The following is a 22,546-nucleotide window of genomic DNA, read 5'->3' as shown; positions in this document are numbered from 1 at the left end:
TCATTCACTCCCCGACATATCTACGCGTGGCTTCGTGCATGGTCAGAACGGGTACCTCCTGCCGATTCGCGTACGCGAGAATTGATTCGAGATCTCTAAAGAGGCGGTCGTCGAAGTTCTGTGGATGTGCCCAGACATGAAAAATTCCCGACTCCCGAGCTGCGGCGTCTATCGACTTCTGTGCACGCACGACTCTCGGGTGGGTTGCGAACATATCGTTGACGGTGGGCGAAAGCGGATTGAAAGGGAGGTACATTGATGCCGGTAGTCGCCAACAATCCTCTTGGATGGGTTCCGGAACAACAGGCGTGTATGGGCGGCGCGTGATGAACCGCGCATAGCGTCGGTAACGACCACCGACCCGACGGTGCCTGAGTATGTATTCGGAACTAACGTCTCGGATCACTTTGATTCCTGCATCCGCGACAGTGTCGAGATGGGCTAGTTCGTTTCGGGGGTAGACGAGTGATTGCAATTCTTGTCCATGTGATTGTAAAAGCGTTCGACACTGTTCGAGTTCCGCGTTCAGTACCACTTCGCTTGCCTCCGAGCACAGCAAGTGTGAAAACGTATGACACCCGAGTTCGTGGGATATCTCGGTAGAAGCAATTGCCTCGACGAGATCTGGGGCGTAATATAACGGGGCATCATCAGAGTCAGTACCGGGGTCCTCGTCGTACCACCGATGGCCGAGTTGACCGTCCGGGCGAGGTAGGCTGGTATGACTTCCATCACAGGAGTTCAGCATGAGATGCCCGACAACGGCCCAAGTTGCCGGTGCGTCGTACCGATTGAAGAGGTCAAGCAACTGCTTGACGTTCCGATACTGTTGCTCGGCTTCGAGATCGTTGTCGATATCGAGGCCATGCGTGCCCCAAGCCAGTTCGAAATCCAGTGAGACTACGACGGCCCCGTCCTGTCCCATATTCGTTAGCGCGTATGTATCACCGGGATTTGAGCGTGTCGACAACGTTTTCGATGGCCTCCCATCGGGACTGACTAGCGAACAGTATCGTCTGCAAACAGATAGCCAGCAGAGTTAGGGCCTTTCGCGGGACAAACCGATCGATAAGCGAATAGCCGTACATGTCTCGGAGGAGTTCTTTTTCCTGTTCATTCTTATGTGTAGATTCGCCGACGGTTTTCGCGTCGTCGTGAATCCGTCGGGCCGCGATAAAATGCGGGACGTGGCGCTGTTCGTAGTCTTCTTCGAGGATGCGCCAAAGGAGCTCAACATCCATTACGTACTCCAAATCCTCCCGCAGTCCCCCGAGTTCCTTGAACACTGACCGCCTGATGAAAGAGCAGTGATTGGCTGTGTAGTTCTGCCAGTACTTGTGGACAAACTGGGAGGGATTCGCGTGGTACTTTTTGCTGAGTTCTTGTCCATCGATATCTACGAAAACGAAGTCACCGTAAAACACATCTATAGCATCCGATTGGTCTTTGGTGGCATTAAGGAGTTTATTTGCACCTGATAGATAATAATCGTCAGCGTTTAGCCATCCGACGTACTCACCATTAGCCATCTCCAAGCCTTTGTTAACGGCATGCGATTGCCCATCGTCGGGTTCCGAGACCCAGCGGAGATTGTATTCGTTTTCGTACTCCCTGAGTATCGATACCGTCTCGTCGTCGGAGTCACCGTCGACCACAATGTGTTCGATAGCCCCGTTAAGACCGCGGACTGACCGAAGGTTATCCTCTATGAACTCCGCTTGGTTGTAAGACGGGGTAATCACCGAGAGAAGCGGTGTGGACATCAATCGCCCGAACGTTACAGACCACCCAGTATCAACTCTTTGATTGGGACACTATTCCTGGTCGGACTTCCACTGGTCCACGCGCTTCCAATGCGGTGCTATCAAGTCTGGACGCCGCAGGAGCAAACCACAAACGCTTATTTCCACCGATACTCTACACAGCGCAATCGTGACGTATTCTCAGGATGGTTCTTCGGAGAAACGATGCTACGTGACTCTAGACTTAGAATGTGACTTTGGCACTGCACTCACCACAAACACCTATGAGGCGGCACATGACCTCGATACCCTCCTTTCGGATTTGACAACGCTTGATGTACCGCTGACGGTGTTTCTTCAGACGGAACTCGTTGATGCCGCCCCAAATGTCGTCCAGTCTCTGATGGATCCCCCCGTTCCAGTCGAAGTCCATCCCCACTCTCACACACATCCACCACGGGACCAAGCTGACCTCGAATTCGAAGTGGCTCGGAGTGTCGAAGAAATCCGGTCCCGATTCGCAACCGACCCGCTCGGCTACCGCTTGCCGAACGGGACGATCAGACCAGAAGATTACAGTGTTCTCGACGATTACGACGTAGACTTTGACGCCAGCCTGTTTCCATCATTGTTTCCCGGGCGTTTCAATAATCTTGAATGCCCACAGCAGCCGTTCCGGCATATATCCGGCTTGCTCGAAATCCCATTTACTGTGTATTCCTCGGCACTCCCCGTTCCGTATTCCCTCTCTTATCTCAAACTGCTGGGCCGGCCGATTCAAACTCTCCTGCGACATAATCCGCCTGAAACCATCGTCTTCGACATGCACCTTCACGATTATGCCTTGCCAAGCACGCACCGGCAGCTTTCCCACCCCGCTAGGTTCATTTATGGTCGCAATCGAGATTCGGGTCCAGCTATCCTCCGGTCTATGCTCGCTGCCTTCGAATCCCAAGGATATGAATTTGAAAAACTTTCAAAACTTTATATCGAAATCGATAGTGAACGCCCGCTATGACGAGCGATGACCCACTTGATGTATACGTTGTTACCGTTCGGGAGTACTACTATGTTCCAGCATTTTTGACTGACATCTTCGAGAGCGATCAGGTTCGTATCCGTGGTATCGCTGCCACGCCTGCGACGCTGGGAGGCGAACACATTATCACGTTCGCTGCGAAGCTATTCCGCCATTTCGGGCCACTTATTTTTGGTAAACAAGTCCGATTTTATTTCACATTTTTGTTGCTCGATATCTACGCCCGCATCACCGGCCGCGGTGAAGCGTACTCGCCGAAGACACTCGCTAGTCGCCACGATGTTCCGTACATGGCTAAAGACGACATCGGCGAACCAGCGTTCCTCGAGACCGTTCGGGAGATAGATCCGGACGTAGTTGTTTCGGTTGCGGCGACACAACGATTCGAAACCGAACTGTTGGATATCCCGTCACACGGTTGTATCAACGTCCACTCCTCACTTCTCCCTGCCTATCGCGGCGTTTCACCGAGCTTTTGGTCACTATACCATGATGAAGATCGGACCGGGATCACCGTCCACTACATGGACGAAGAGCTGGATTCGGGTGATATCATCCTCCAAAGACCAGTACCGATCGAACCTGACGACACCGTCCACACGCTAAACGAACGGGTCGCGACTGAGGGTGCGGCGGTGCTTAGCGAGGCCTTGGCTCACATCCGCAATGGAACGGTGAATCCTATACCGATGGAAACTGAGAAGGGGTCGTACTATTCACTGCCCGAAAGGGATGATGTCCAAGACTTTCGGGAACGAGGTAACCGATTCTATTGACTGGCGGGACGGTCGTACTACCGGTCGACCATCTTCCGCGAAACATTCGCATCGGTCGGCCACCATCCTACAATCGCTGCAATCTCCGGTCCGAACTGCCGTTAGTACGACCCGATTCGGCAGAGTTCTGTGTTATCACCGGTATCTTCATATCACCGGTCTCGATAGCAAAACCAACGAGACAGTGGTATGAGTTTTCCTGAGTTCCTCCGGTCTGACTTGACTACCATCAGACGCGCCGTCTCGCTGGGCATCGGGTTGGCGCTTATCTCCGTACTCGTTGTCGTCGCCGACACGGGGGCGATTCTCAATACGCTCGAAAGCGTCGAACTGGGCTGGTACGGTGTCGCATTCGTGATCTTCACCCTCGGCTATTTCCCCGCGACGTATCGATGGCTCCAGCTTCAACGGTCCATCGGGTACAACCCTGACGTGGGAGCAACGTTTGAAATCGTCGCTATCTCGCTCGGACTTAACAAGGTGCTTCCTGCGAACTTGGGTGACTTCTCTCGTTCGAAAGTGACTGAACGCTACTTCGATGTTCGAAACCACGCGGAACTATTGAGTCTCGTGGCTGTCGAACGGGCAGCAGATTTTTTCATTGCGTTGCTCCTGTTTACCACTAGCTTCGCTCTAATCACGTCTGGCGCGTTCCTGCAGACGCGATCATTCATCGTGGCTATAGGAACTTTCGTGGCCATCGTCACGGTAATCGTTGTGTTTTGGTTAGTGCGTCAGCGAGTCGCCGAGTGGATTCCCGGACCGTTGTCCAACCAACTCGAAGCAGCTTTCAGCGTAGCAGACGCCCTCTCGACTACCACACTCGCTGTCCTCTTCATAACGACCGTTAGTCGGTGGCTCTTGACGGGGGTAGTGTTCGTCGCCGTCGGCCGTTCAATCGGCGTGTCCCCGGGATTTCTGGTCGCACTTGCACTAATCTCCGGGATGAGTCTCGTCTCGGTCCTCCCGATTACGCCTGCGGGTATCGGGCCGAGCGAAACCGTTGGTGTGGGCATTCTCGTCGCGAGTGGTGTTGCATACCCTACCGCAATTTCTCTTTCACTTCTCCAACGGACTTTCGGCGTGTTCTGGATGGGACTAATCGGTCTTCTCATCTTTCTCGCTCGCTGGGCCCTCTTCCGTTGAGCTGCTCGATCTCCGTCGAAACCCTTACTCTACGCAGCGACAAACCAATCGACAATGGCAAAGAACGTCTTACTTCTCACCATCGACTCTCTCCGTGGCCCCCCGTTTCTTTCCACAAACACTCGCTCTCACCTCACCTCGTTCGACCGACTCCGTGACGCCGATGGTGTCTCCTTCTCGAATGCGTTCGCGACGGGACCGACCACGAGAACGTCTTTCCCGGCGCTTATGACCGGCACTTACGCGCTCTCTGACGAAGATTATCCGACAATGAGTCCAGACCGCCCGTTTCTTGCGGAAACCCTTGCTGACCGTGGGTACGCGACCGCCGGGTTCACGTCGAATCCGTTTCTGTCGCGAGCTTTCAACTACGACACCGGGTTCCAAACGTTCCATGATCATCAGTCACTGATCAGTCGAAAAGGAGCCAAGATGTTTCCAGATGGCATTGAGCGGCCACGCGGATTCCTCAATACGCTTGATGGATACTTTCCTATTACACGATTGTTGAAAGGGGCCTATTCGGCCGCGACGGGACAGTCCCGCCCGTATCGCCCGGCGAGTACCCACGTTGACGAAACCGTCTCGTTCATTGACGACTGTGAAGAGCCGTTTTTTTGTTGGACACACTTTATGGACGCCCACCATCCATGTTTCCCCCCGCTCAAGTACCGACGGACTCAAGACGTTTCCGACAATGTCGACCTTGACCGAGTTGCGGCGGTGTATTCGCGATTTGTGGACAACTATTCCGAACTCACAACCCGAGATGTGACATTGTTGCGTCAGTTGTACCGCGCCTCGATAGCATACCTCGACGACGAAGTAAACAGGCTTTTGGACGAGATCGCTGCCAGGGACGCCCTTGAGGAAACCGCTGTCGTGCTCACATCAGACCACGGCGAACTCTACGGCGAACACGGGGAGTACGACAAACCACCGCGCTTGTATGACGAACTACTTCATGTCCCACTTGTCGTCTCCAACGCAACATCGCTCCTCCAAGAGCGGCGAGACGGGTTAGTCAGTCTCATTGATATTCCGCCGCTAATACACCACTTGCTAGACGAACCGATTAACGACGCTTATCGTGGTTACTCAGTGAAAAATCTGCCCCGTTCGTTCGTGATCGGAGAGGAATTCCGCCGTGGCAAAGCTATGGTTAGTGTCCGCTCAGCAGAGTACCGATACGAGGTAGACGACATACGCGGCCGTTCGGGACTACACGAGGTCGGTCTATCTGCGTCAGAGATATCTCCGTCGACAGTCGATTCGGGAATATTAACGGAATTACGGCGGCAGGTGCAGTCACACCGAGAACGGATCCGAACACGATCCGCAGAGATAGACGTTTCAAACGAAGTTGAGGAGCGGCTCAAGGATTTAGGCTACCTCAACGATCCATAGGACAGGATACCTGTACGTTCCTTTCCCGCCCTTGACTGGCTTGTAGTACTATCGCTGAACCGTCCGATAGTGTTCCTGTAATGCATGAAGAATGATAGCGGTGAAAAGCGTGAAAATCCCTGCGAGTGTAAAGAGGGTAGCCGTGATCGCGAGTCCCAGTGGGAAGACGGCCGTACTAAGATAGTTGAGGGCCGTCCAGTATCCGAATACAAATCCGAGCAACAGTATCAGAAGTCCAGGAATTCCGAGTAATGTTATCGGGTGTTCGGTCTCAACGACCCGGATAAGATTCCGAATTACGGACCAACCGTGTGAGATAGGATGATACGTATTCGGGTCGGAGACTTCGTAGTTAACGTCGACGCCTATTTCCCCAACGGTTAAGCCAGCGCGGTGGCAGACGAATAGCACATCAATGCTACTCTCCATGCCGTCACCTAGCCGGCAGGATTCAGATAGGGCCGCAACCGCCGCACGGTTGTAAACCCGAAACCCACTCTGGGTGTCCGATATCCACTGGCCCGTCCCAGCCAATGTCAGCATAAGGTTGGTAAATAGATTGATTACTTCTATCCCGGCTCGGCGGGCGCGAGGGATTTCGTTCTGTGTCCTATCCACGAACCGACTCCCGATGACGATGTCTTTCTCAATCTCTCGGCGATATGTAACTGCCGAAGGAATATCGGCTGCATTATGTTGTCCGTCACCATCCAAAACGACAAGCTCCTCCACCTCCCATTCGTTAGCACGGTCGAATATCGTCTGCAAGGCCGCACCGTACCCGCGGTTCCTGACGTGTGACACAGTGTATGCACCTGCTTCCGCCGCTTCCTTGGCAGTCGCGTCGCTCGACCCATCGTCAACAACAAGCACAGCGTCTACGTGCTTGAGGGCTTCGTGAACAACCCTTCCGATGGTTTCCTCTTCATTGTAGGCCGGAACCGCCGCGATGACGTCCAAGGTCGAGAGAGTCCCTAACTCTGTGACGATTATATTATCTGACTTTCGGAACGCAGTTATACCCTGTTCGAAGTCGACTGCTTGTCTCGGGTTTTCGACAAAGAGGAGTCCCGCAGCGCCATCAGCCAGAGCGGCTTTCAATAGGCGCTCACGGGGATTTTCCCCCACAACTATCGGCACATCGAGTTGGTTGGCAAGTTTTACGCTCTCGCAGGTAGACGGACAACGCTGGAAGACCAGAACGTCGAGTTCGTGCCGACGTGCTCGAAGCACCGTATTAGCTAATGCTTCGGCGTTCCCGGCTGTCGCGACGATACCAACAGCAGGCAATCCATCGACATCTACTTTTTCAGTTTGCCGCTGCTTGTTCATATTGCTACCATCATGGGAAGTATCTCCTGCCAGAATCGTATCACTCGAACGATTCGAACGGCTAAGTACCCTCCGAACACGAAGATACGGTCACTATAAAGGTACAGTAGACCCGAACAGAGTACTATAACCCAGAATACCTGTTCGTGGCTTGGCAGCGTTCGTGATTTCATCTCTGTACCTCGTATATTTGATACTCCGTTCTGTTATTCTCTACTTTGAACTCGGCCCAACTGGCATTCTGCGCGACGCTGGCAGCTGATGAACCGCGAGGTAGTATCAAGTAATCAAAATTATGTTCGCGCACAACCATCTCCAGCGGCTGTCCGTCCGCGACGTCGTTGAGACGAATGACTCGGTTCCTGAACTCCTCGTCGTAGAGGAGATACGGCAATCTTCGGTCCTGCTGTTCGAAGCCAATCGTTGCCCCACTGTCGATATGAGTCTCGTACTGTGCTTGTGTCAGAGGCGAGTGCTTCATATGGATTGAGCGAGTCGTGCTTTCCCCTGGTTCTTCGAGACTATCTCCGATGAACGACCCATATCTGCTCGTCTGAAAGCCGGATGTAGTAAAGGCACTCATGAGGAGTAGTACAACGACAAGTGCCGACATAACTTGCCGACTTGAGATCGTCATCTCTTGTCTGACCAACGCGATGGCCATGGCCCCAAGTCCAGCCAGATAGAGGTTGTACCTGACATAGTACCGGGGCGTAAACACCAGCGGAACAAGAAACAGGGCGAGAATAATGCCAGCTTTGACGTGTTTCCGACGGCCGCTCCAGTATCCAAAGAGGAGGACACTGGGGATGCCGAGTACAGCCCATTGGGGCCCATATCCACCGATACCGACACCGTGGCCGTACATATTTATCTTTTCATACCAGGATGCGTAGATGCGGAACACCGGTGAGTGGGTCTCATATGAGCCGTGTAATGCCGCTGCGAGGCCTTTGTTCCAAGATCCTGGTCTGATTCCGCCGGTGGTCTTACCTCCTGGGAATATTTCGAACCCTAATACTTCAACACCAATCTGCCATATCGGATTGCCGTAGAGTAAGAAATTTCGGAGATACCAATAGCCGCCGACGAGTGTGAACAGTCCACCCACCACGACTAGGTGCAGCGGGATGTGTCGTTCGTCAGGTGAATATGCACGTCCCATCGCAATCATCACACCGAGGACGGCTAACCCACCGAAAATAATACCCGTTTTCTTACTCCCGAGCATGAGGCCACCGATTAGACCGAACAGCGCAGCGTGCGTAACCGTGGGTTCGTCCCAGTATATCGTCACGAACGCAAACGTGGCAATCACGAGAGACGCCATTGCGAGCGCGATATACGCCGTAGCCCCGTGGATGATAAACATAGGGGTGAAAAATAGGACGAAACTAGCTATCGCCCCGTTCGTCTTGTCCGCGCCGAGCTCTCTGGATAGCGTGTACACTCCGAGCATTCCAAGCGGGATGAACGTCAACTGTGTCATATTCAGTATCGAGAGGTCCCTTAGGAAGATTCCGTTCCAGACGTAGTACAGTTCGACGTTCTTTGGGTGGTACGGCAGCCCGAACGGCTCTGGAAAGATTTGACCTGCTTGAATCCACTGTACGACGGGTGGCAGGTGGTATCCGATACCGTCGACGTTCACTGGTGGGACGACGAATGCAACGACTGCAATCCAAGTACCCATCAGTATGAACGCCGCGCTCAATACTTGGAGAAGCCAGGATTCTTTGATCACCGAAGCCGCAGTGTGGGCGTCTTCCCAAACTCTATCGGTGATGTCTGTGACATCCACACCACGGGACACAGCGAACTGCCCAGCCACGAGCAGTCCTACGATAGCAGAGAGCAACAGGACCCACCGCTTAAGAGCACCTGCCAGACCGAGCCAGAGGACTAAAACGTGGATCTCAACGAAAAATAGCACGTTTACCGCGAGCCAAAACCGTCTTTGGGGTGTCACGTCTATCCTGTCCACGACGAGCACAGCAGTGACAAGTACTGCACCCGTGGCCAGCGCGAAGACAAAGAACTGGAGTGCGTTTTCGATCATATATTTTCCGACAGTTCGTCGATAGAACAACAGCCCTGGCTTTTCAAGACTTCTCTCATTCAATCAGGAAACGGTGTGAGAATATAAAATCACCCATCCAATTGATGCCACTGATAATGTACCTGTCTCAGTGGTGGAACAGACCATTGTGTGTAAGTTACGCCTCTTTAGGCTGACAGAGGGTTCGTCCTACGAGTTCAGAGTCGGCGCTTGTGCTCACCGCGTATATATGGAAGGAGTCGTCGGTGGATAGACCGCAGTTTGCTCTCGATTGGGTCGGGAACACTTTTTTTTACGACTGCGGTTAGCACGTTCAGATAGAGCACTTTAAGTAGGTATTGGAAGTCGGCCCCCGAACTATTGACGGCACAGAGTGCACGTATCGCATCACGAACGTGTCCTTGAGAAATCAGATCGCCAGCCAGCCGTCCGATAACCCACGCGAAGTATCGCTGACCGTAACGTTCCCCTTCTTCCTCACCGAACCATTCTTTGTACGTCGGTTGCCATTTGTCAACGTACGCTCGCACGCCACGGATCCGCTCTTCTGTGTTTGTTACCATACTGTCTGCTCCGTCGCGATAGGTGACAACAAGCGGTTCCATAATTGCGTGCGCGTCGTATCCATTGACTGCGAGCGCCATCCAAATATCGTGGTCGATCCCCGACGCTAACTCCTCGTCGTAGCCGCCGACGCTCACGAGCGCCTCTCTGTCGAACAGCATAGCTGACGAGGGAGTTGACGCACCTTTGGCCTTGATTTCTTCACGGAGATTGCCGTAGTTTTTCGGCTTGACAACGGTGTCGACGTCCCCGTCCGGTTGTCGAATCTCCACCGCACAAGCGATTGCACCGAGGCTATCCCGCTCCTCTGTCGACATTCCAGTGATGTAGTCCATCTGCCGCTCGATTCGCTCAGGCTTCCAGCGATCGTCGTCGTCAAGGTACGCCACGAACTCCCCGCTTGCTCGTTCGAGCCCCGTGTTCCGCGCCGCTGCGAGTCCCTGATTGTTCTCATGGCGGACGTATGTCACCTCTCCAACACCCTCGGTATTGAGACACTCTCTGACGCCGCTATCGGTCCCGTCCTCAACGACGAGTATTTCTAGGGGTTCGTAGGTCTGGGCGAGTGTGCTTTCTATTGCAGCTTTAACCTTCATTGGACGGTCGTATGTAGTCACGACCGCGGAGACTAGCTCGTTCATCTTTGGTCAGGATTTCCGCACGACGAACGGCTTTGTGGCCCAGGCGCGGTCGAGTACAGATTTACTATTATCTGCTCGACAACCGATTTGCGCTACAGTCATTGCATACCTTTTTTATTGTACGGTCTTATTTTGTAGTCACTCCGACCCATAATTTCGCCGATAGTGATATTAGACTAAGTCTGCTCCCATCAATGTCCTCTCTAAGCACTAGTCTTATTTGGTACGTACTTCCCGGTTTTTTCCAACTCGTTTATCACCGACGAGACATCGAAATATTGGTGACGATCAGATTTGAAATGGAGAATCCTGTTTTCTTCTCTATTTATACCCTCACTTATACTCGTGTAATTATACCGTTCGCAAGGGAACACCATATATGTGAAATTTATCCCATCAAACGAACTACACGCCTTATTATAATATTCATCAAAAATATCCTCATCTGCTTCCCAGACCAGCTTCGACAGCGCAGTTTGTTCAGCTAGTTCCTCGTCAATCTGGTTCATCCGCTCCTCCCATACCCTGACGAACGTACTCATTTTGTCACCGTCGACATTAAATATAATGACTCCACCATTAAGAACCCGGAACTCGTCGGGGGCAGTAGATATTTCTGGACGAAGAGTAACACCAATATCAAACTCTTTTTAGAATATCGATCTCGTTCACCAGTACTGCATCTGCGTCTAAGAACACGACTCCAGAATCTGTACGTTTAGCAACATCTTTGAGGCATTCAAGTTTATTTTGCATCAGGAGGTCGAACCTCTTTTTGAACTTCTTATAACCAATCTCTTTTTTTAGTCTATTGATTATTATGTCGATGGTGCTGTCGTTGTCTTTCATCAGGTCACCGTACCGTTCGAGGTTGGCTCCCAGAGTGTACTGAATTTGTTCAAGAGAGTTGAAATCTGGCTCTATTTGAAAATTATCGATAACAACAGTATTCGACATTTGCTCCATTTTCTCGTACTCATCTGGTTTTAATCCCCAATCATAGACGTAAAATGTGGCTTCGGGATAAAACTCTGAAATTTTCTCGGATGAAATAGACATTGTCTCGAAATAGTTAGTATCACCCATTGTTACGAAGTCCAGTGTCTCAGCCATTGGATGTTCAGTCGGTGCATAGCAGTGATAAATGCACCGACTACCAGCTTAATCCTCTAATTATTCCAGAGACCGCTAACTCTAAAATTTAGCCACTTTTGGATAGGCTATCGAAAAATCAACTTAGACTGTCCCAATATCTCGAAAAATCAGCGAGTAAAAACTTGATTTGTACTACACAATTCCTAACCTTAGCATGTGAATCATACTGGTTATTGACAGAAGACCAGAAAGAAGAATAGATCTGACCTAACTAATTGCGGACGGATCAAAATGATTAATATACATTCTTCCGCTGCAGTCGGCACCGCTCTCTAGCGGAGATACAATTTAACCGCAAATAAAATCTCGCTGCATTCATATGTGCGGGTCACGGTACTGATGTTCAATGAGTATACCAAAAGAAGCTGAGTTCTCCGATGTCTGTATTGTCGGGATGGGATACGTTGGTTGTTCCCTTGCGACAGTTCTCGCTGAATCTGGGGTACAAATTCAGGGATTAGACATTGATGAACAGATTGTTGAGAGAATAAATCGTGGTGAATGTCCTATCCGGGAAGACGGGATAACCAACTTGTTTGAGACGTATGCCCAAGAGGGACGTATCACCGCCACGTCATCGTACGACGCCCTTGCAGATTGTTCGCGGATAATCGTCACTGTTGGGACACCGTTAGCAGAATCAGACCCTGATCTGTCTGCTGTGAAAGCTACCACGAAGGCAATCGCCCTCAACCTTAATTCGGACGATCTCCTGGTTTACCGGAGTACGCTGCCAGCAGGAGTGACGGAAGAGACGATTGTTCCTCTTCTTGAGACACATTCGACGTTACGGCCTGGAATTGATTACGCCCTTGCATTTTGTCCCGAACGGATGGCGGAAGGGAGTGCGTATAACGACCTCACGTCGCTTCCAGTAGTCGTTGGTGGTTACACGGACTCATGCATAGAGCGTGTTGAGGAGTTCTGGGAGGGTTTGGGCAACGAAACTGTCTCGGTATCTAGTCCGACAACGGCGGAACTAACCAAACTCGCCGACAACTGGTGGATTGACCTCAACATCGCGTTAGCGAACGAGATCGCGCTCTTAGCAGAAGAGTTGGGGGTTGATGCACTTGAAGTGATTCAGGCAGCAAACACTTTGCCGAAAGGCGATAATAATGTGAACATCCTTTATCCGGGTGCAGGCGTAGGGGGGAGTTGCCTTGTTAAAGACCCTTGGTTCATCGCAAAACTTGGAGAAAAGCACGGACTTGAGTTGCAGACTCCGCGTACCTCCCGTGCAATTAACGAGAAGATGCCAGACCATGTGGTTGATTTAGTAGCACAATCCGTTGCAGACACGAGCGGGGCATCTGTAGCCGTTCTCGGGTACGCGTTTAAAAAGGGGACAGACGATACGAGAAACACTCCAGCCAAAGCAATTGTTGAAGGTCTGCAGAAAGTCGACGTTGAGATCGAAATCTCAGATCCGTTCGTTACTTCCACAACTATCGAATCTGAGGTGGGAATCTCTCCCTCAAGGCTTCCGGAAGCACTGGAGGGTGCGGATGCAGTCGTGCTCGTCACAGGGCACGAGGAGTACCACTCTCTAACTCCAGAAGACCTCGTAAACTACGTCGGAAAAGACGAATTTATTGTCGTCGACGGTCGATTCGTTTTCGAACCCGACGACTTCGCGAATCTGTCTGCGTCTTACATCGGAGTGGGTCGGGGTGACACCGATGAGTGATCGTATCTTAGTGACCGGCGCTGCTGGGTTCGTGGGCACCCACGTTGTTGTGGAATTGATTAATCGGGGAGATGATACCATCGTTACGGCCACAGACATTCAAAATTCGCCACCAGACCGATACAGCCACCACCTCGGTGACCGTCTAAGATATCGCCAAGGCGATATAACAGATGAAGATTTTGTGAATGACTTACTCTCCGAGAACTTCGATTATATTTTCCACCTTGCCGCTGTCGTCGGTGTCAATGAGTACGTCGAAAATCCGTTATACCTCACTGATGTTAATATTATTGCTACGAGAAACATCCTTAATAGAATTCGTGATGAGGATGTGAGATTTGTTTTTGCGAGCACAAGCGAAGTGTACGGGAAGAATCCCGATGTCCCGTGGGATGAAGATAACGATCGGATACTCGGACCAGCGTCAATTGATAGGTGGAGCTACAGTACGAGTAAGGGAGCTTGCGAACATATGATACAAGGACTCATGTCGGCAGATACTCCGTTCTCCGCAACAATAATTCGCCCATTCAATCTGTATGGACCAGGGCAGCGACCCGCGTTCGTACTCCCTGCGTTCGTTGAGCAGATAGTCAACGGAGATGTCCCTATCGTGTACGACGAAGGAACACAGACGCGGTGTTTCACATATATCGATGACTTCGTCGAGGGACTGCTACGAGCGGCGACAAACGAGGCGGGCCGGAATCAAGTGTTCAACCTAGGTAACACTCGAGAAACGGAGATTGCAGAGCTCGCGAATCTCGTCCTTGAGATTGCGGGTCACTCTGGTAGGGAGCCAAAATATATAGATACGAATGAACTCTATGGAGACGCTTACGAGGATCTTGATCGTCGAGTCCCCGATGTGTCAAAAGCCGATCGACTGCTTGACTGGCAGGCAGAAACGTCACTAGAAACGGGTATAGAACGCGTTATTGAGTGGGGAAAAAAACACTACACATGAATGAAGAACAGCCGATTTCGTCGGACGATTACCGGGTCATCGCCGACAATGTCCCAATCGTGTCGGTCGATTTACTGGTCCATACCCAGGGGGGACTCCTCTTAGGGAAGCGTCAGAATGAACCGGCACGAGGGGAGTGGTTCGTTCCGGGGGGGACCGTCCTCAAGGGAGAAGATCGTCGCCAAGCAGTTCATCGTGTCGCCCAAGAGGAAATGGGCACGGATGTCACGATTGAACGTACCCTCGGCGTGTATGAACACTCGTACGATGCGGCTGAAAGCGATGGTGTTCATTCCAAGCAGTATTTAGCAACTGCATTCGTTGTTACTCCCAAGAGTCGTGATTTCACCCCTGACGAACAACACGTCGAATTTCGGGTTTTCGATGCCACGTTCCCAGCACTACACGACTACGTCTGGAGATATATAAACGACTTACGGGCTCTCGGATATAACTACTCATGACTGTTTTATTGCTTGGAGCGAGCGGCCTCCTCGGAAGCAATGTCGCACTTAGCCTCCACGAGCGTGGGTGGTCAACCGTCGGGACGTTTCACACGTCCCGCCCCGACCTTCCAGTCCGTTGTAAAAAATGCGATCTGACCGAACGCGGCGAATTTCGCACATTGGTGGAGGATTACGAACCAGACTTCGTAATCAATTGTGCAGCGCTCACCGACGTTGATGGCTGTGAGCGTCATCCGGAACGCGCTCAGAGCATCAATTCACAGGTTCCAGATCGTATCGCCCGGGTATGTGAGGAGTCTGAAACGGATTTAGTTCATTTTTCCACTGACTACGTGTTCGATGGTCAGAAGACCGAAAAATACGGGGAACAGGATAACCCAAATCCGATTCAAGTATATGGCCAAACAAAGCTTCAGGGGGAAAGTGCCATTAGGGGACGAATCTCTGATGCGCTAATTATTCGCCTTTCGTTCGTTCATGGGATCCATCGTTCGTCGGAAAAGTGGATTGGATTCCCTGCTTGGGTTTACTCTGAGTTACAGTCAGGGAACGCTCCAACTCTTGTTGAAGACCAGCACGTTACCCCGACCCGAGCGATACAGGCGGCCGACACAACACTGGACCTTATGAAACGTGACCAGAACGGTGTGTTCCATGTTGCCAACCGAGATTGTGTAACTCCATATGAAATTGGTCAGATCGTCATGACTGAGATGACGGCCGGAGGGAAAATAATCAAAGTATCTCGGGAAGCGCTAGATACGGTTGCCGCTCGACCGGCAAACTCCTGTCTTGATGTGCGGAAATTAGAACAAACACTCGGCCGAAAGCAGCCTGTACTTCGTGAGCAAACTGGTGATCTTCAGGACTATATTTGATATTTGCTAATGTTATCCAAGAAGTATTTACGCTCCTCTTCTGAGAGGTCGGTAAACTCAAGAATTTTATTACAATTGTAGCCCGGACATTTCAATATTCGTTTACTCTCAAGTTCGTTTGCTGCGACCACGGTACCACAGGACTCACAGGTATGGCTTATAATCTTCATTGTCACAGGAATAGGCAGGAATTCTCACCGACAACGAATCTGCGACCCTCCGGGAGCATGTCCTCTGCTCCCCCGATAATTGTACCACGGCCAATGAGACTATCGACGATTCTTTTCGATGTAGTAATATCTGAATCTCCCACAATTACGCTGCTCTCGATTCGGGCTTCTGCCACTTTACAAGACTCTCCGATAGAGGTGTATGGACCGATGTAACTACCATCCGCCACCGTTGTATCAGGCCCTATTGAAACCGGTCCTCGGACGACCGCCCCGGATTCGATTACCGACCCTTGTTTGAGTTCGACTCTCCCCGAAACGCTGGTCTCATCCTCAATTTCCCCCTCGATTCTGTGCTGAAGACTATCAAGGATGAGGCGGTTCGCCTCCAGAATATCCTCCGGTTTGCCTGTATCTTTCCACCATCCTTTGACGACATGGGAATCGACAGGTTCGTCACGATCCAATAATCCCTGAATCGCGTCAGTGATTTCCAATTCCCCTCGCCAAGAAAGTTCGAGTTCTTCGATGATTTCAAAGACGACTGGCGAGAACAGATAGATTCCAATCAATGCGAATTTGCTGGGCGGGTTATCCGGTTTTTCAACGGTTTCTTTGACATTGTTGTCCTGGTCGAGATTAGCGACACCGAACTCTTGGGGGTTGTCAACAGTTTGGAGCGCTATACCTGCTGTGTATCTGTTTTTTCTGAATCCCTCAACCAAGTCGTTAATCCCCTCTTTAAGTATATTGTCACCCAGGTAGACGACAAAGTCATCACCATCAACAAAGTCTTCGGCGACACCGACAGCGTGAGCAAGTCCAAGGGGGTTTCCCTGTATTATGTATGTTATTTTAACGCCGTAATCTGACCCGTCGCCAAGCAGTTGCTTTATTTCATCCCGACCTTTGTTACCCAGAACAATTCCAATGTCTGTGATACCTGCGGCTTTAAGATCTTTAATAGCGTATTCTATGACTGGTTTATTCGCAACCGGAATCAACTGTTTCGGCCCGGTATGAGTTATTGGCCGAAGGCGGGTGCCTGTGCCTCCCGATAATATAAGTCCCTTCATTGTTACTTGTGTGGAGACTCCTCCCAATCAAGTGGAATTTGGTCCGTATCATAGGGAAGCCGCTCTTCATCGGGATCCTCGTAGTCGTATAGATTCGTAGGGAAGTTTATCAGAGTAGCTCTCTCGTCACCTAGCGTCTTAAACCCATGCCAGCAGTCTCCGGGAACTCGGATGAGTTCCATATTCCCATTACCGATTATGAAAGTATTAAGTTCGCCTTGCGTAGGAGATTCATCCCGGTTATCGTAAATGCCAACTTTCACTTTTCCGTGGGGAACCACAAAATGATCTATTTGTCCCTCACAATGTCGATGCCAAGCTCTGATAATCCCGGGATAAGATTCCGAGACGTAGGACATTTCAGGACTGCCTTCATTTGCGTATATATCCCAATCGGAACGCCATATCTCAGCGAGAAACCCTCGCTCGTCTGCGTTTATTTGAACTTTTTTTGTCTCGACGTCGTGTATCATGCCAACGCTAACTCTTTCCGTACGTATTAGGTTTTATGAATAGCTCATAGATGCGAACTGCGAAGCTGCTATGTGGAACCGTCGTATTGTTGCATAGCATATACTAGTTACCTTCTAATCATCTGGTTCTTGATTAAGCATATGTGCCAACGATGGGGGTAAATCCTATGAGAACAACAGGTAACTTCGCACGGTGAACCCCGAATTATTTATTGTCTGGTCTCACAGAAAAAGTCCTGTTGATGCAAACCCGAGTCTCAGTCGTGATTACTACTTACAATCGACCTGAACTACTCCCGAGGGCTATTGAGAGTGTTCTAGAACAGACATTCACTGACTTAGAGTGTATAGTCGTAGATGATTGTTCACCCACACTCAAAGCCAAGGAAATTATAGGGTCGTATGATGACGACCGTTTGCAGTACACGCGACATACAGAAAACCAAGGTCTCTCCGCAGCCAGAAATACGGGTATTGATATGGCGCAGGGTGACTACGTGGCATTTCTTGACGACGACGATGAATGGTTACCGGGAAAATTAGAGAAACAGTACGAACTTTTTCAGCAACTGGATGACGAATATGCGCTGGTCTACTGCTGGATGGACTACCGACGAAACGGAGACAGCGAACTATTGTTTGAGTACCAACCCACTTATCGAGGAAATATATTTCCGCATACACTTGATCGTCAACCGATAGGGGCTGGGTCAACTTTGCTAATCAGGAAGCCAATAGCAAAGTTAATCCAGTTTGACGAATCGTTATCGCGTGGAATTGACGGGGATTTCGTTCGGAGATTGTGCCGAGAGTACAAAGTTGATTTTGTTCCTGATGCTCTTGTCAATTACTATGTCGACCATGGTAGAACACGGATTACACGGGACGATGAAGAAGGAATCCGAAATGCAATTGAAGGGAAACAGACAAAACTGCACAAGTTCGGAGACGAATTAAGTGACTATCCTGCTCAAAAAGCGAGAATCTATTCGAATCTGGGGAAGTGCTATGGTCAAGTTGGAGATAATGTAAATTGCGTTCATTATCATATAAAAGCAATAAAAACTCACCCTTGGGATATTACTTTGTATAAAAATATCTTTCGAACCGCACGTCAGCGTGTCTGTTAGTAAAAGAGGAAACGAATTTGAACGAACGCTCTTGTGACATAGATTGTTGGTGAGTCATAGGGCAGTTTTGAGGGTGGTTTTCAACGTCTCTTTTTTTTGGGCTTTGGTAGACACGATGACGAAGTCGGAACGCTTTGAGATAGGGTGTGAGTTTGTCCTTGGAGACTCCTCGATGGGGCGCGAGCCAGGATTGCGCCAGCTATCCGTGGCTCTCGCAGGTATTGACTTGCATGTCTCCAATAGCGTATTCACCATCGCCGTGAACGACATATTTGCGGTCAAGTACATCGTCTTCGTCGAGCGGATCCAACGCCCGAAAGCCATCGGTATAGACAGTCAACGACTCCTCTTTGCGGTTCGCAAGCAGGAGTCGAACCGTCGATTCATCGGAGGCTTTCGCTGGCAACACGTACCGGTCCCCTGGCCACGGTCAGCCAGGATAAACAAGGGTGGCTGTCCTGCTCGTACGTGCCCCGTCCGCGCGCGGATAGGCCACGCGAGCGCGACCGGGCGGTCGCGCTCGCGGCCTTTCTTCCCCTTTGACGTACAGTTCGTCGATTTCGACCGGCCCCTCGAGTTGTGGGCGAGGCGCGTCCATCGCTCGTAGGTAGCGCTGGACGCGCCGGTAAACCGTTTTCTGAAGACACCGAGTTCTACGTCTGCTGTCGAAAACTGGTGTTGAAGCGGATTTAGGTGTAGACGGCGAGAAACCACTTTCTGAGTTCGACCGCCGAGTGCTCGAAGACGGTGCCCGTCTGATCGTTGAACGTGCGGTCGTTATTCTTACAGCAGTATCGCTGGAACACCCGATAGCTGCCATACCGAATCACAGATTCGGCCCGGAAGCGTGGGCAATAGACGCCGTCACGCCAGCGAATCTGTGCCCGCAGATTCGCGGCGCGACGCTCCGAGACGAACGTCTTGAGTGGAAGCATGGTTTCGTCGGGTGGCGCGAACGCGACACCCTTGCCCCGCTACGACTTCTAGCTACTGCTGGGAGCTGACCAACAATCCTCTACTCATTAGCGTGAACGAAATAATGCTTGAATTCATCGAAAATTGTCTAAGTGACGATCATCGGTAACCAAGGGCTTCAAGGCGCTTGTAAACGTCCTCTTCATCATGATACGAGACCGAGTTATCACTCCCACCCTTTGGTCTCTTCTCCAGCAGATGATTTGACCGCTCCTCAGAGAGTCTCTTCAGTTTTTCAACCGTGTCTTTCTGCTCACTGAGTAGATTGGTCCGCTCCTCTGGATCCTGTTTAGTATCATAGAGTTCGATTGATGGTGCATGTTCAACTTCACAGTAGCGGCAGACAGTAGTTCCATCAACTAAGTATATCAGTTTCTTCTCATTCTTAAAGATCATCCGTCGCCTTTGTGTGTGTGCTTCTTCAGCCATCACGAACTCACGGTCAATTGATCCCTCGCCTTGGATGGCCGGGGTGAGGTCAAAGCCATCAGGTTCAATTTTTTCTTCTTCTACATCTGCAATGGATAGTACTGTCGGGGCGATGTCTGTTATTTGAACCAGATCGGCTACGGAGTCTATGCCTTTGTTTGGTGACCGGATAAGCATCGGTATTCGGATTGTGGAGTCGTAGAGTCCATGATGATCATAATAAATACCGTGTTCAGTTAGTGACTCTCCGTGGTCGGCCAAAAACACAAGGAGTGTATCCTCATATACTTCTTGGCTGTGTAGTTCTGAAATCAAATGGCCCAAGCGATCATCGGCAATAGCTACGCTCGCATCGTAGCTAGCGTCAATGATTGCGGTGCTGGGCGTTTCTTGATCAAAATAATATTTTTCTCGAATCTCCGGATAGTGTCCATTCAACACTCGACTGTGGAATTCAGCCGGAATTTCCCAACCAGTGTAGTTTCCCATGTCTACCTTATAGTCATATGTATTGAGATTTTCTGCAATGAGGTCTGGAGGTGCCGAGTATGGACCATGAGTGTCCATCAAATGAACAAAAGAGAAAAACGGTTCAGAACAATCTATCCACTCGCAAAAATTGTGTATGACTTGATCCTGTGACCGATGATAGGCATCTATCGTTGCATTAGACCCGACATCGCCCCGTTCCGGAAGGAAAGAAGAGACTGACTGATAAACATTCGAAATAGTACGTTTTACCAGGGGATGGACTGCTTCCAATGTATCCCCGATAGCAGATTTCGTTGATTTAGATTGTTCTCCGAACGCTTTTCGACTCTCCATTTCGGACGGATAACGGTCGAATCCATTTCGATGCCACCGCCCCAGTGGCCTTCCGAATTTTCCGGTACGATACCCATTCTCTGAGAGAATCTCTGGGAGCTGTCTGACGTTCTCAACGGATTGCTTCTCGCTTTCTGTGACTCGGCGCCCGTGATTAACCACCCCGTGACTTAGCGGATATCGACCCGTCTGAATGCTCGTCACTGCAGGATCAGTTGTATTTATTGTACTATATGCATTCGGGAAAATTGTTGCTTCGCCCGCAAGTGTGTCAATGTTCGGAGTTAAATCACGCCCTCCAAATGACCCGACCCGATCACGTCGGAGCGCATCGATGACGACAATGACGATATTCGGCTGCATACCTTTGATAAGCCTGTTGGCGGTTATAATAGCAGGGAATTTGCTCTGATTGCATAAGTTGGTGGATAGCTGTCCGTTTCACCGCTCTTGTAATTGAAACTATCTTCTGGAGATATTAAGGCTATAGGTGGAAAGGCCTGAAAGACTCAGCCGATTCAATTGAGAAATCGATATTATATTGTAACGCTCGGAAATATAGTTAATATCTAAACACCTTCATATCGACCTCGGTTGCACAAAGCCGACGAGGTTATTATCCCCGTGTTCATTCTTTGGTTCGTAGAGACGATCTCCGTTTCGCAACCATGTCCAACGATTCCAAAAATCTCTCTTGGCGGCGAAAGGTTCGAGCGTTTAAGGATGTCATCCGATTCCGCCCGTTTTATTTTGGGGGAATAATAATTGTCAGTACTATTTCAGCTGTGCTTGAGGGGTTTGGGCTCAGTTTTATTCTTCCGATTGTTGAAGTCGCTCAGGAAGATATTTCTGACCCCGAGTCCGCAGAAGGACTACTTGCGATCTTCCTGCAAATCTACGAGCTATTGAAGATCCCATTTACTCTTGAGTCACTTGTCGGCGGTGTAGCTATCATAATGATTCTCCGTTATAGCCTTAGTTTTGTCGTCGCCTGGTTGCAGGGTGTTCTAAGCGAACTACGTCCGGCACCTCCAAATTGAGACATTCGACAGGACAATAAACGCACGGATTTCGTACTTTGACCACGAAGGCTCGGATCAAATCCTCAACGCCATAGTGACACAAGCCGAAAATGGTGGCCGTGTGATCGGACACTCCCTCGAAGTCTTCAAACAGTCCATTCTTTCTCTGGTTTATCTCTCTATCGCACTATACCTTGCCCCGTTAGTCACAATCGGAACGCTCCTTATTTTGGGGAGCATCACAGTCTTCTTTCGGTTTTTCTTAGAGGGGGGGTACTCACTGGGTGACGCTATGGCTGAAGCGAAGGAGCGGATACAGACGCATGCACAAGCGGGTACACAGGGTATTCGCGATGTGAAACTGTTTGGACTATCTGACGAGATCTCGTCGCAATTTAATGAAGCCGTAAGAGAGGCAGAGGAGACTCGAATTCAACTAATTATGAACCGTGCGGCGATTAATAACTTCTATCAGCTGTTAACCGCACTCACAGTATTCATACTAATTTATATGCTCTCTCCTTTTCGTCCCTATCCCTGGGGGCGATGGGGGTTTATTTATTTGCGATGTTTCGCTTAG

21 protein-coding genes and 1 pseudogene are annotated in these 22,546 nt (G+C 50.3%); 11 read left to right on the top strand and 11 right to left on the bottom strand.

Annotated features, from left to right (window positions below):
* Positions 1-4: 4 nt before the first annotated feature.
* Both P1K88_RS17970 and P1K88_RS17965 read right to left on the bottom strand, forming a co-directional pair.
* Complete coding sequence (locus P1K88_RS17970; protein WP_276414255.1) at positions 5-925, bottom strand: polysaccharide deacetylase family protein; 921 nt, start codon at positions 923-925, stop codon at positions 5-7.
* A 19-nt stretch (positions 926-944) separates the two neighbouring features.
* Positions 945-1,763 (bottom strand): glycosyltransferase family 2 protein, encoded by an 819-nt coding sequence (locus P1K88_RS17965; protein WP_276414254.1) that lies wholly within the window; start codon positions 1,761-1,763, stop codon positions 945-947.
* 169 nt (positions 1,764-1,932) lie between these two features.
* Between P1K88_RS17965 and P1K88_RS17960 the strand changes: the two genes are divergently transcribed.
* The 4 genes from P1K88_RS17960 (at position 1,933) to P1K88_RS17945 (ending at position 6,110) form a co-directional block, all read left to right on the top strand.
* Complete coding sequence (locus tag P1K88_RS17960; protein WP_276414253.1) at positions 1,933-2,760, top strand: polysaccharide deacetylase family protein; 828 nt, start codon at positions 1,933-1,935, stop codon at positions 2,758-2,760.
* Positions 2,757-3,557: a methionyl-tRNA formyltransferase gene (locus tag P1K88_RS17955; RefSeq protein ID WP_276414252.1), complete on the top strand. Its 801-nt coding sequence runs from the start codon at positions 2,757-2,759 to the stop codon at positions 3,555-3,557. The genes P1K88_RS17960 and P1K88_RS17955 overlap by 4 nt, the downstream gene beginning before the upstream one ends.
* Before the next feature lie 189 nt (positions 3,558-3,746).
* The gene (locus P1K88_RS17950; protein WP_276414251.1) at positions 3,747-4,703 is read left to right on the top strand and encodes a lysylphosphatidylglycerol synthase transmembrane domain-containing protein; all 957 of its coding nucleotides are present in this window, start codon (positions 3,747-3,749) and stop codon (positions 4,701-4,703) included.
* 54 nt (positions 4,704-4,757) lie between these two features.
* Entirely contained in the window at positions 4,758-6,110 is a 1,353-nt protein-coding gene (locus P1K88_RS17945; RefSeq protein WP_276414250.1) for a sulfatase, read from the top strand.
* A gap of 48 nt (positions 6,111-6,158) precedes the next feature.
* Here P1K88_RS17945 and P1K88_RS17940 read toward each other — a convergent pair whose 3' ends face one another.
* The 5 genes from P1K88_RS17940 to P1K88_RS17920 all read right to left on the bottom strand — a co-directional run bounded on the left by P1K88_RS17940 (position 6,159) and on the right by P1K88_RS17920 (position 11,819).
* Complete coding sequence (locus P1K88_RS17940) at positions 6,159-7,442, bottom strand: glycosyltransferase family 2 protein (protein ID WP_276414249.1); 1,284 nt, start codon at positions 7,440-7,442, stop codon at positions 6,159-6,161.
* A gap of 169 nt (positions 7,443-7,611) precedes the next feature.
* Positions 7,612-9,501, bottom strand: a complete 1,890-nt coding sequence (locus P1K88_RS17935; RefSeq protein WP_276414248.1) for a hypothetical protein — start codon at positions 9,499-9,501, stop codon at positions 7,612-7,614.
* Positions 9,502-9,698: 197 nt separating this feature from the next.
* Entirely contained in the window at positions 9,699-10,706 is a 1,008-nt protein-coding gene (locus P1K88_RS17930; RefSeq protein WP_276414247.1) for a glycosyltransferase family 2 protein, read from the bottom strand.
* Positions 10,707-10,909: 203 nt separating this feature from the next.
* Entirely contained in the window at positions 10,910-11,248 is a 339-nt protein-coding gene (locus P1K88_RS17925; RefSeq protein WP_276414246.1) for a hypothetical protein, read from the bottom strand.
* A 97-nt stretch (positions 11,249-11,345) separates the two neighbouring features.
* Positions 11,346-11,819 carry a hypothetical protein gene (locus tag P1K88_RS17920; protein ID WP_276414245.1) on the bottom strand — a complete coding sequence of 158 codons (474 nt, stop codon included), beginning with the start codon at positions 11,817-11,819 and terminating at the stop codon, positions 11,346-11,348.
* A gap of 388 nt (positions 11,820-12,207) precedes the next feature.
* Between P1K88_RS17920 and P1K88_RS17915 the strand changes: the two genes are divergently transcribed.
* From P1K88_RS17915 to rfbD, 4 genes are read left to right on the top strand one after another with little or no spacing between them, the layout of a single operon-like run.
* Positions 12,208-13,551, top strand: a complete 1,344-nt coding sequence (locus P1K88_RS17915) for a nucleotide sugar dehydrogenase (RefSeq protein WP_276414244.1) — start codon at positions 12,208-12,210, stop codon at positions 13,549-13,551.
* Positions 13,544-14,521, top strand: coding sequence for an NAD-dependent epimerase/dehydratase family protein (locus P1K88_RS17910; RefSeq protein ID WP_276414243.1), 978 nt, complete (start codon positions 13,544-13,546; stop codon positions 14,519-14,521). Before P1K88_RS17915 ends, P1K88_RS17910 begins: the two co-directional genes overlap by 8 nt.
* Positions 14,518-14,985 (top strand): NUDIX domain-containing protein, encoded by a 468-nt coding sequence (locus P1K88_RS17905; RefSeq protein WP_276414221.1) that lies wholly within the window; start codon positions 14,518-14,520, stop codon positions 14,983-14,985. The genes P1K88_RS17910 and P1K88_RS17905 overlap by 4 nt, the downstream gene beginning before the upstream one ends.
* Complete coding sequence (gene rfbD, locus P1K88_RS17900) at positions 14,982-15,866, top strand: dTDP-4-dehydrorhamnose reductase (protein WP_276414220.1); 885 nt, start codon at positions 14,982-14,984, stop codon at positions 15,864-15,866. The genes P1K88_RS17905 and rfbD overlap by 4 nt, the downstream gene beginning before the upstream one ends.
* 172 nt (positions 15,867-16,038) lie before the next feature.
* Here the strand turns inward: rfbD and P1K88_RS17890 are convergent, their stop codons facing one another.
* Together P1K88_RS17890 and P1K88_RS17885 are read right to left on the bottom strand one after the other, a co-directional pair.
* Positions 16,039-17,112: a glucose-1-phosphate thymidylyltransferase gene (locus P1K88_RS17890; protein WP_276414242.1), complete on the bottom strand. Its 1,074-nt coding sequence runs from the start codon at positions 17,110-17,112 to the stop codon at positions 16,039-16,041.
* Between the two features lie 2 nt (positions 17,113-17,114).
* On the bottom strand, positions 17,115-17,585 hold the full coding sequence (locus P1K88_RS17885) for a dTDP-4-dehydrorhamnose 3,5-epimerase family protein (protein WP_276414241.1): 471 nt from the start codon (positions 17,583-17,585) through the stop codon (positions 17,115-17,117).
* 242 nt (positions 17,586-17,827) lie between these two features.
* On the opposite strand from P1K88_RS17885, the gene P1K88_RS17880 reads away from it, so the two are divergent.
* Complete coding sequence (locus P1K88_RS17880; RefSeq protein ID WP_276414217.1) at positions 17,828-18,715, top strand: glycosyltransferase family 2 protein; 888 nt, start codon at positions 17,828-17,830, stop codon at positions 18,713-18,715.
* Between the two features lie 54 nt (positions 18,716-18,769).
* Here P1K88_RS17880 and P1K88_RS17875 read toward each other — a convergent pair.
* Both P1K88_RS17875 and P1K88_RS17870 read right to left on the bottom strand, forming a co-directional pair.
* A pseudogene (locus P1K88_RS17875) lies at positions 18,770-19,650 on the bottom strand (IS1595 family transposase).
* 139 nt (positions 19,651-19,789) lie between these two features.
* Positions 19,790-21,307, bottom strand: a complete 1,518-nt coding sequence (locus tag P1K88_RS17870) for a sulfatase family protein (RefSeq protein ID WP_276414216.1) — start codon at positions 21,305-21,307, stop codon at positions 19,790-19,792.
* Between the two features lie 305 nt (positions 21,308-21,612).
* On the opposite strand from P1K88_RS17870, the gene P1K88_RS18345 reads away from it, so the two are divergent.
* Together P1K88_RS18345 and P1K88_RS18340 are read left to right on the top strand one after the other, a co-directional pair.
* The gene (locus P1K88_RS18345; protein WP_336407616.1) at positions 21,613-21,984 is read left to right on the top strand and encodes a hypothetical protein; all 372 of its coding nucleotides are present in this window, start codon (positions 21,613-21,615) and stop codon (positions 21,982-21,984) included.
* Positions 21,980-22,546 carry an ABC transporter transmembrane domain-containing protein gene (locus P1K88_RS18340; RefSeq protein WP_336407617.1) on the top strand — a complete coding sequence of 189 codons (567 nt, stop codon included), beginning with the start codon at positions 21,980-21,982 and terminating at the stop codon, positions 22,544-22,546. Before P1K88_RS18345 ends, P1K88_RS18340 begins: the two co-directional genes overlap by 5 nt.

It is taken from the genome of Haloarcula halobia (assembly GCF_029338255.1).
In the GTDB taxonomy this organism is placed as follows: domain Archaea; phylum Halobacteriota; class Halobacteria; order Halobacteriales; family Haloarculaceae; genus Haloarcula; species Haloarcula halobia.
The sequence above is the reverse complement of the archived record's forward strand: the minus strand, read 5'-3'. Positions and strand labels throughout refer to the sequence as shown.

Coding starts and splice junctions, on each gene's coding strand:
- P1K88_RS17970 (WP_276414255.1), bottom strand. CDS start 925: ATGGGACAGGACGGGGCCGTCGTAGTCTCACTGGATTTCGAACTGGCT.
- P1K88_RS17965 (WP_276414254.1), bottom strand. CDS start 1,763: ATGTCCACACCGCTTCTCTCGGTGATTACCCCGTCTTACAACCAAGCG.
- P1K88_RS17955 (WP_276414252.1), top strand. CDS start 2,757: ATGACGAGCGATGACCCACTTGATGTATACGTTGTTACCGTTCGGGAG.
- P1K88_RS17950 (WP_276414251.1), top strand. CDS start 3,747: ATGAGTTTTCCTGAGTTCCTCCGGTCTGACTTGACTACCATCAGACGC.
- P1K88_RS17945 (WP_276414250.1), top strand. CDS start 4,758: ATGGCAAAGAACGTCTTACTTCTCACCATCGACTCTCTCCGTGGCCCC.
- P1K88_RS17940 (WP_276414249.1), bottom strand. CDS start 7,442: ATGAACAAGCAGCGGCAAACTGAAAAAGTAGATGTCGATGGATTGCCT.
- P1K88_RS17935 (WP_276414248.1), bottom strand. CDS start 9,501: ATGATCGAAAACGCACTCCAGTTCTTTGTCTTCGCGCTGGCCACGGGT.
- P1K88_RS17930 (WP_276414247.1), bottom strand. CDS start 10,706: ATGAACGAGCTAGTCTCCGCGGTCGTGACTACATACGACCGTCCAATG.
- P1K88_RS17925 (WP_276414246.1), bottom strand. CDS start 11,248: ATGAGTACGTTCGTCAGGGTATGGGAGGAGCGGATGAACCAGATTGAC.
- P1K88_RS17920 (WP_276414245.1), bottom strand. CDS start 11,819: ATGGCTGAGACACTGGACTTCGTAACAATGGGTGATACTAACTATTTC.
- P1K88_RS17915 (WP_276414244.1), top strand. CDS start 12,208: ATGAGTATACCAAAAGAAGCTGAGTTCTCCGATGTCTGTATTGTCGGG.
- P1K88_RS17910 (WP_276414243.1), top strand. CDS start 13,544: ATGAGTGATCGTATCTTAGTGACCGGCGCTGCTGGGTTCGTGGGCACC.
- P1K88_RS17905 (WP_276414221.1), top strand. CDS start 14,518: ATGAATGAAGAACAGCCGATTTCGTCGGACGATTACCGGGTCATCGCC.
- rfbD (WP_276414220.1), top strand. CDS start 14,982: ATGACTGTTTTATTGCTTGGAGCGAGCGGCCTCCTCGGAAGCAATGTC.
- P1K88_RS17890 (WP_276414242.1), bottom strand. CDS start 17,112: ATGAAGGGACTTATATTATCGGGAGGCACAGGCACCCGCCTTCGGCCA.
- P1K88_RS17885 (WP_276414241.1), bottom strand. CDS start 17,585: ATGATACACGACGTCGAGACAAAAAAAGTTCAAATAAACGCAGACGAG.
- P1K88_RS17880 (WP_276414217.1), top strand. CDS start 17,828: ATGCAAACCCGAGTCTCAGTCGTGATTACTACTTACAATCGACCTGAA.
- P1K88_RS17870 (WP_276414216.1), bottom strand. CDS start 21,307: ATGCAGCCGAATATCGTCATTGTCGTCATCGATGCGCTCCGACGTGAT.
- P1K88_RS18345 (WP_336407616.1), top strand. CDS start 21,613: ATGTCCAACGATTCCAAAAATCTCTCTTGGCGGCGAAAGGTTCGAGCG.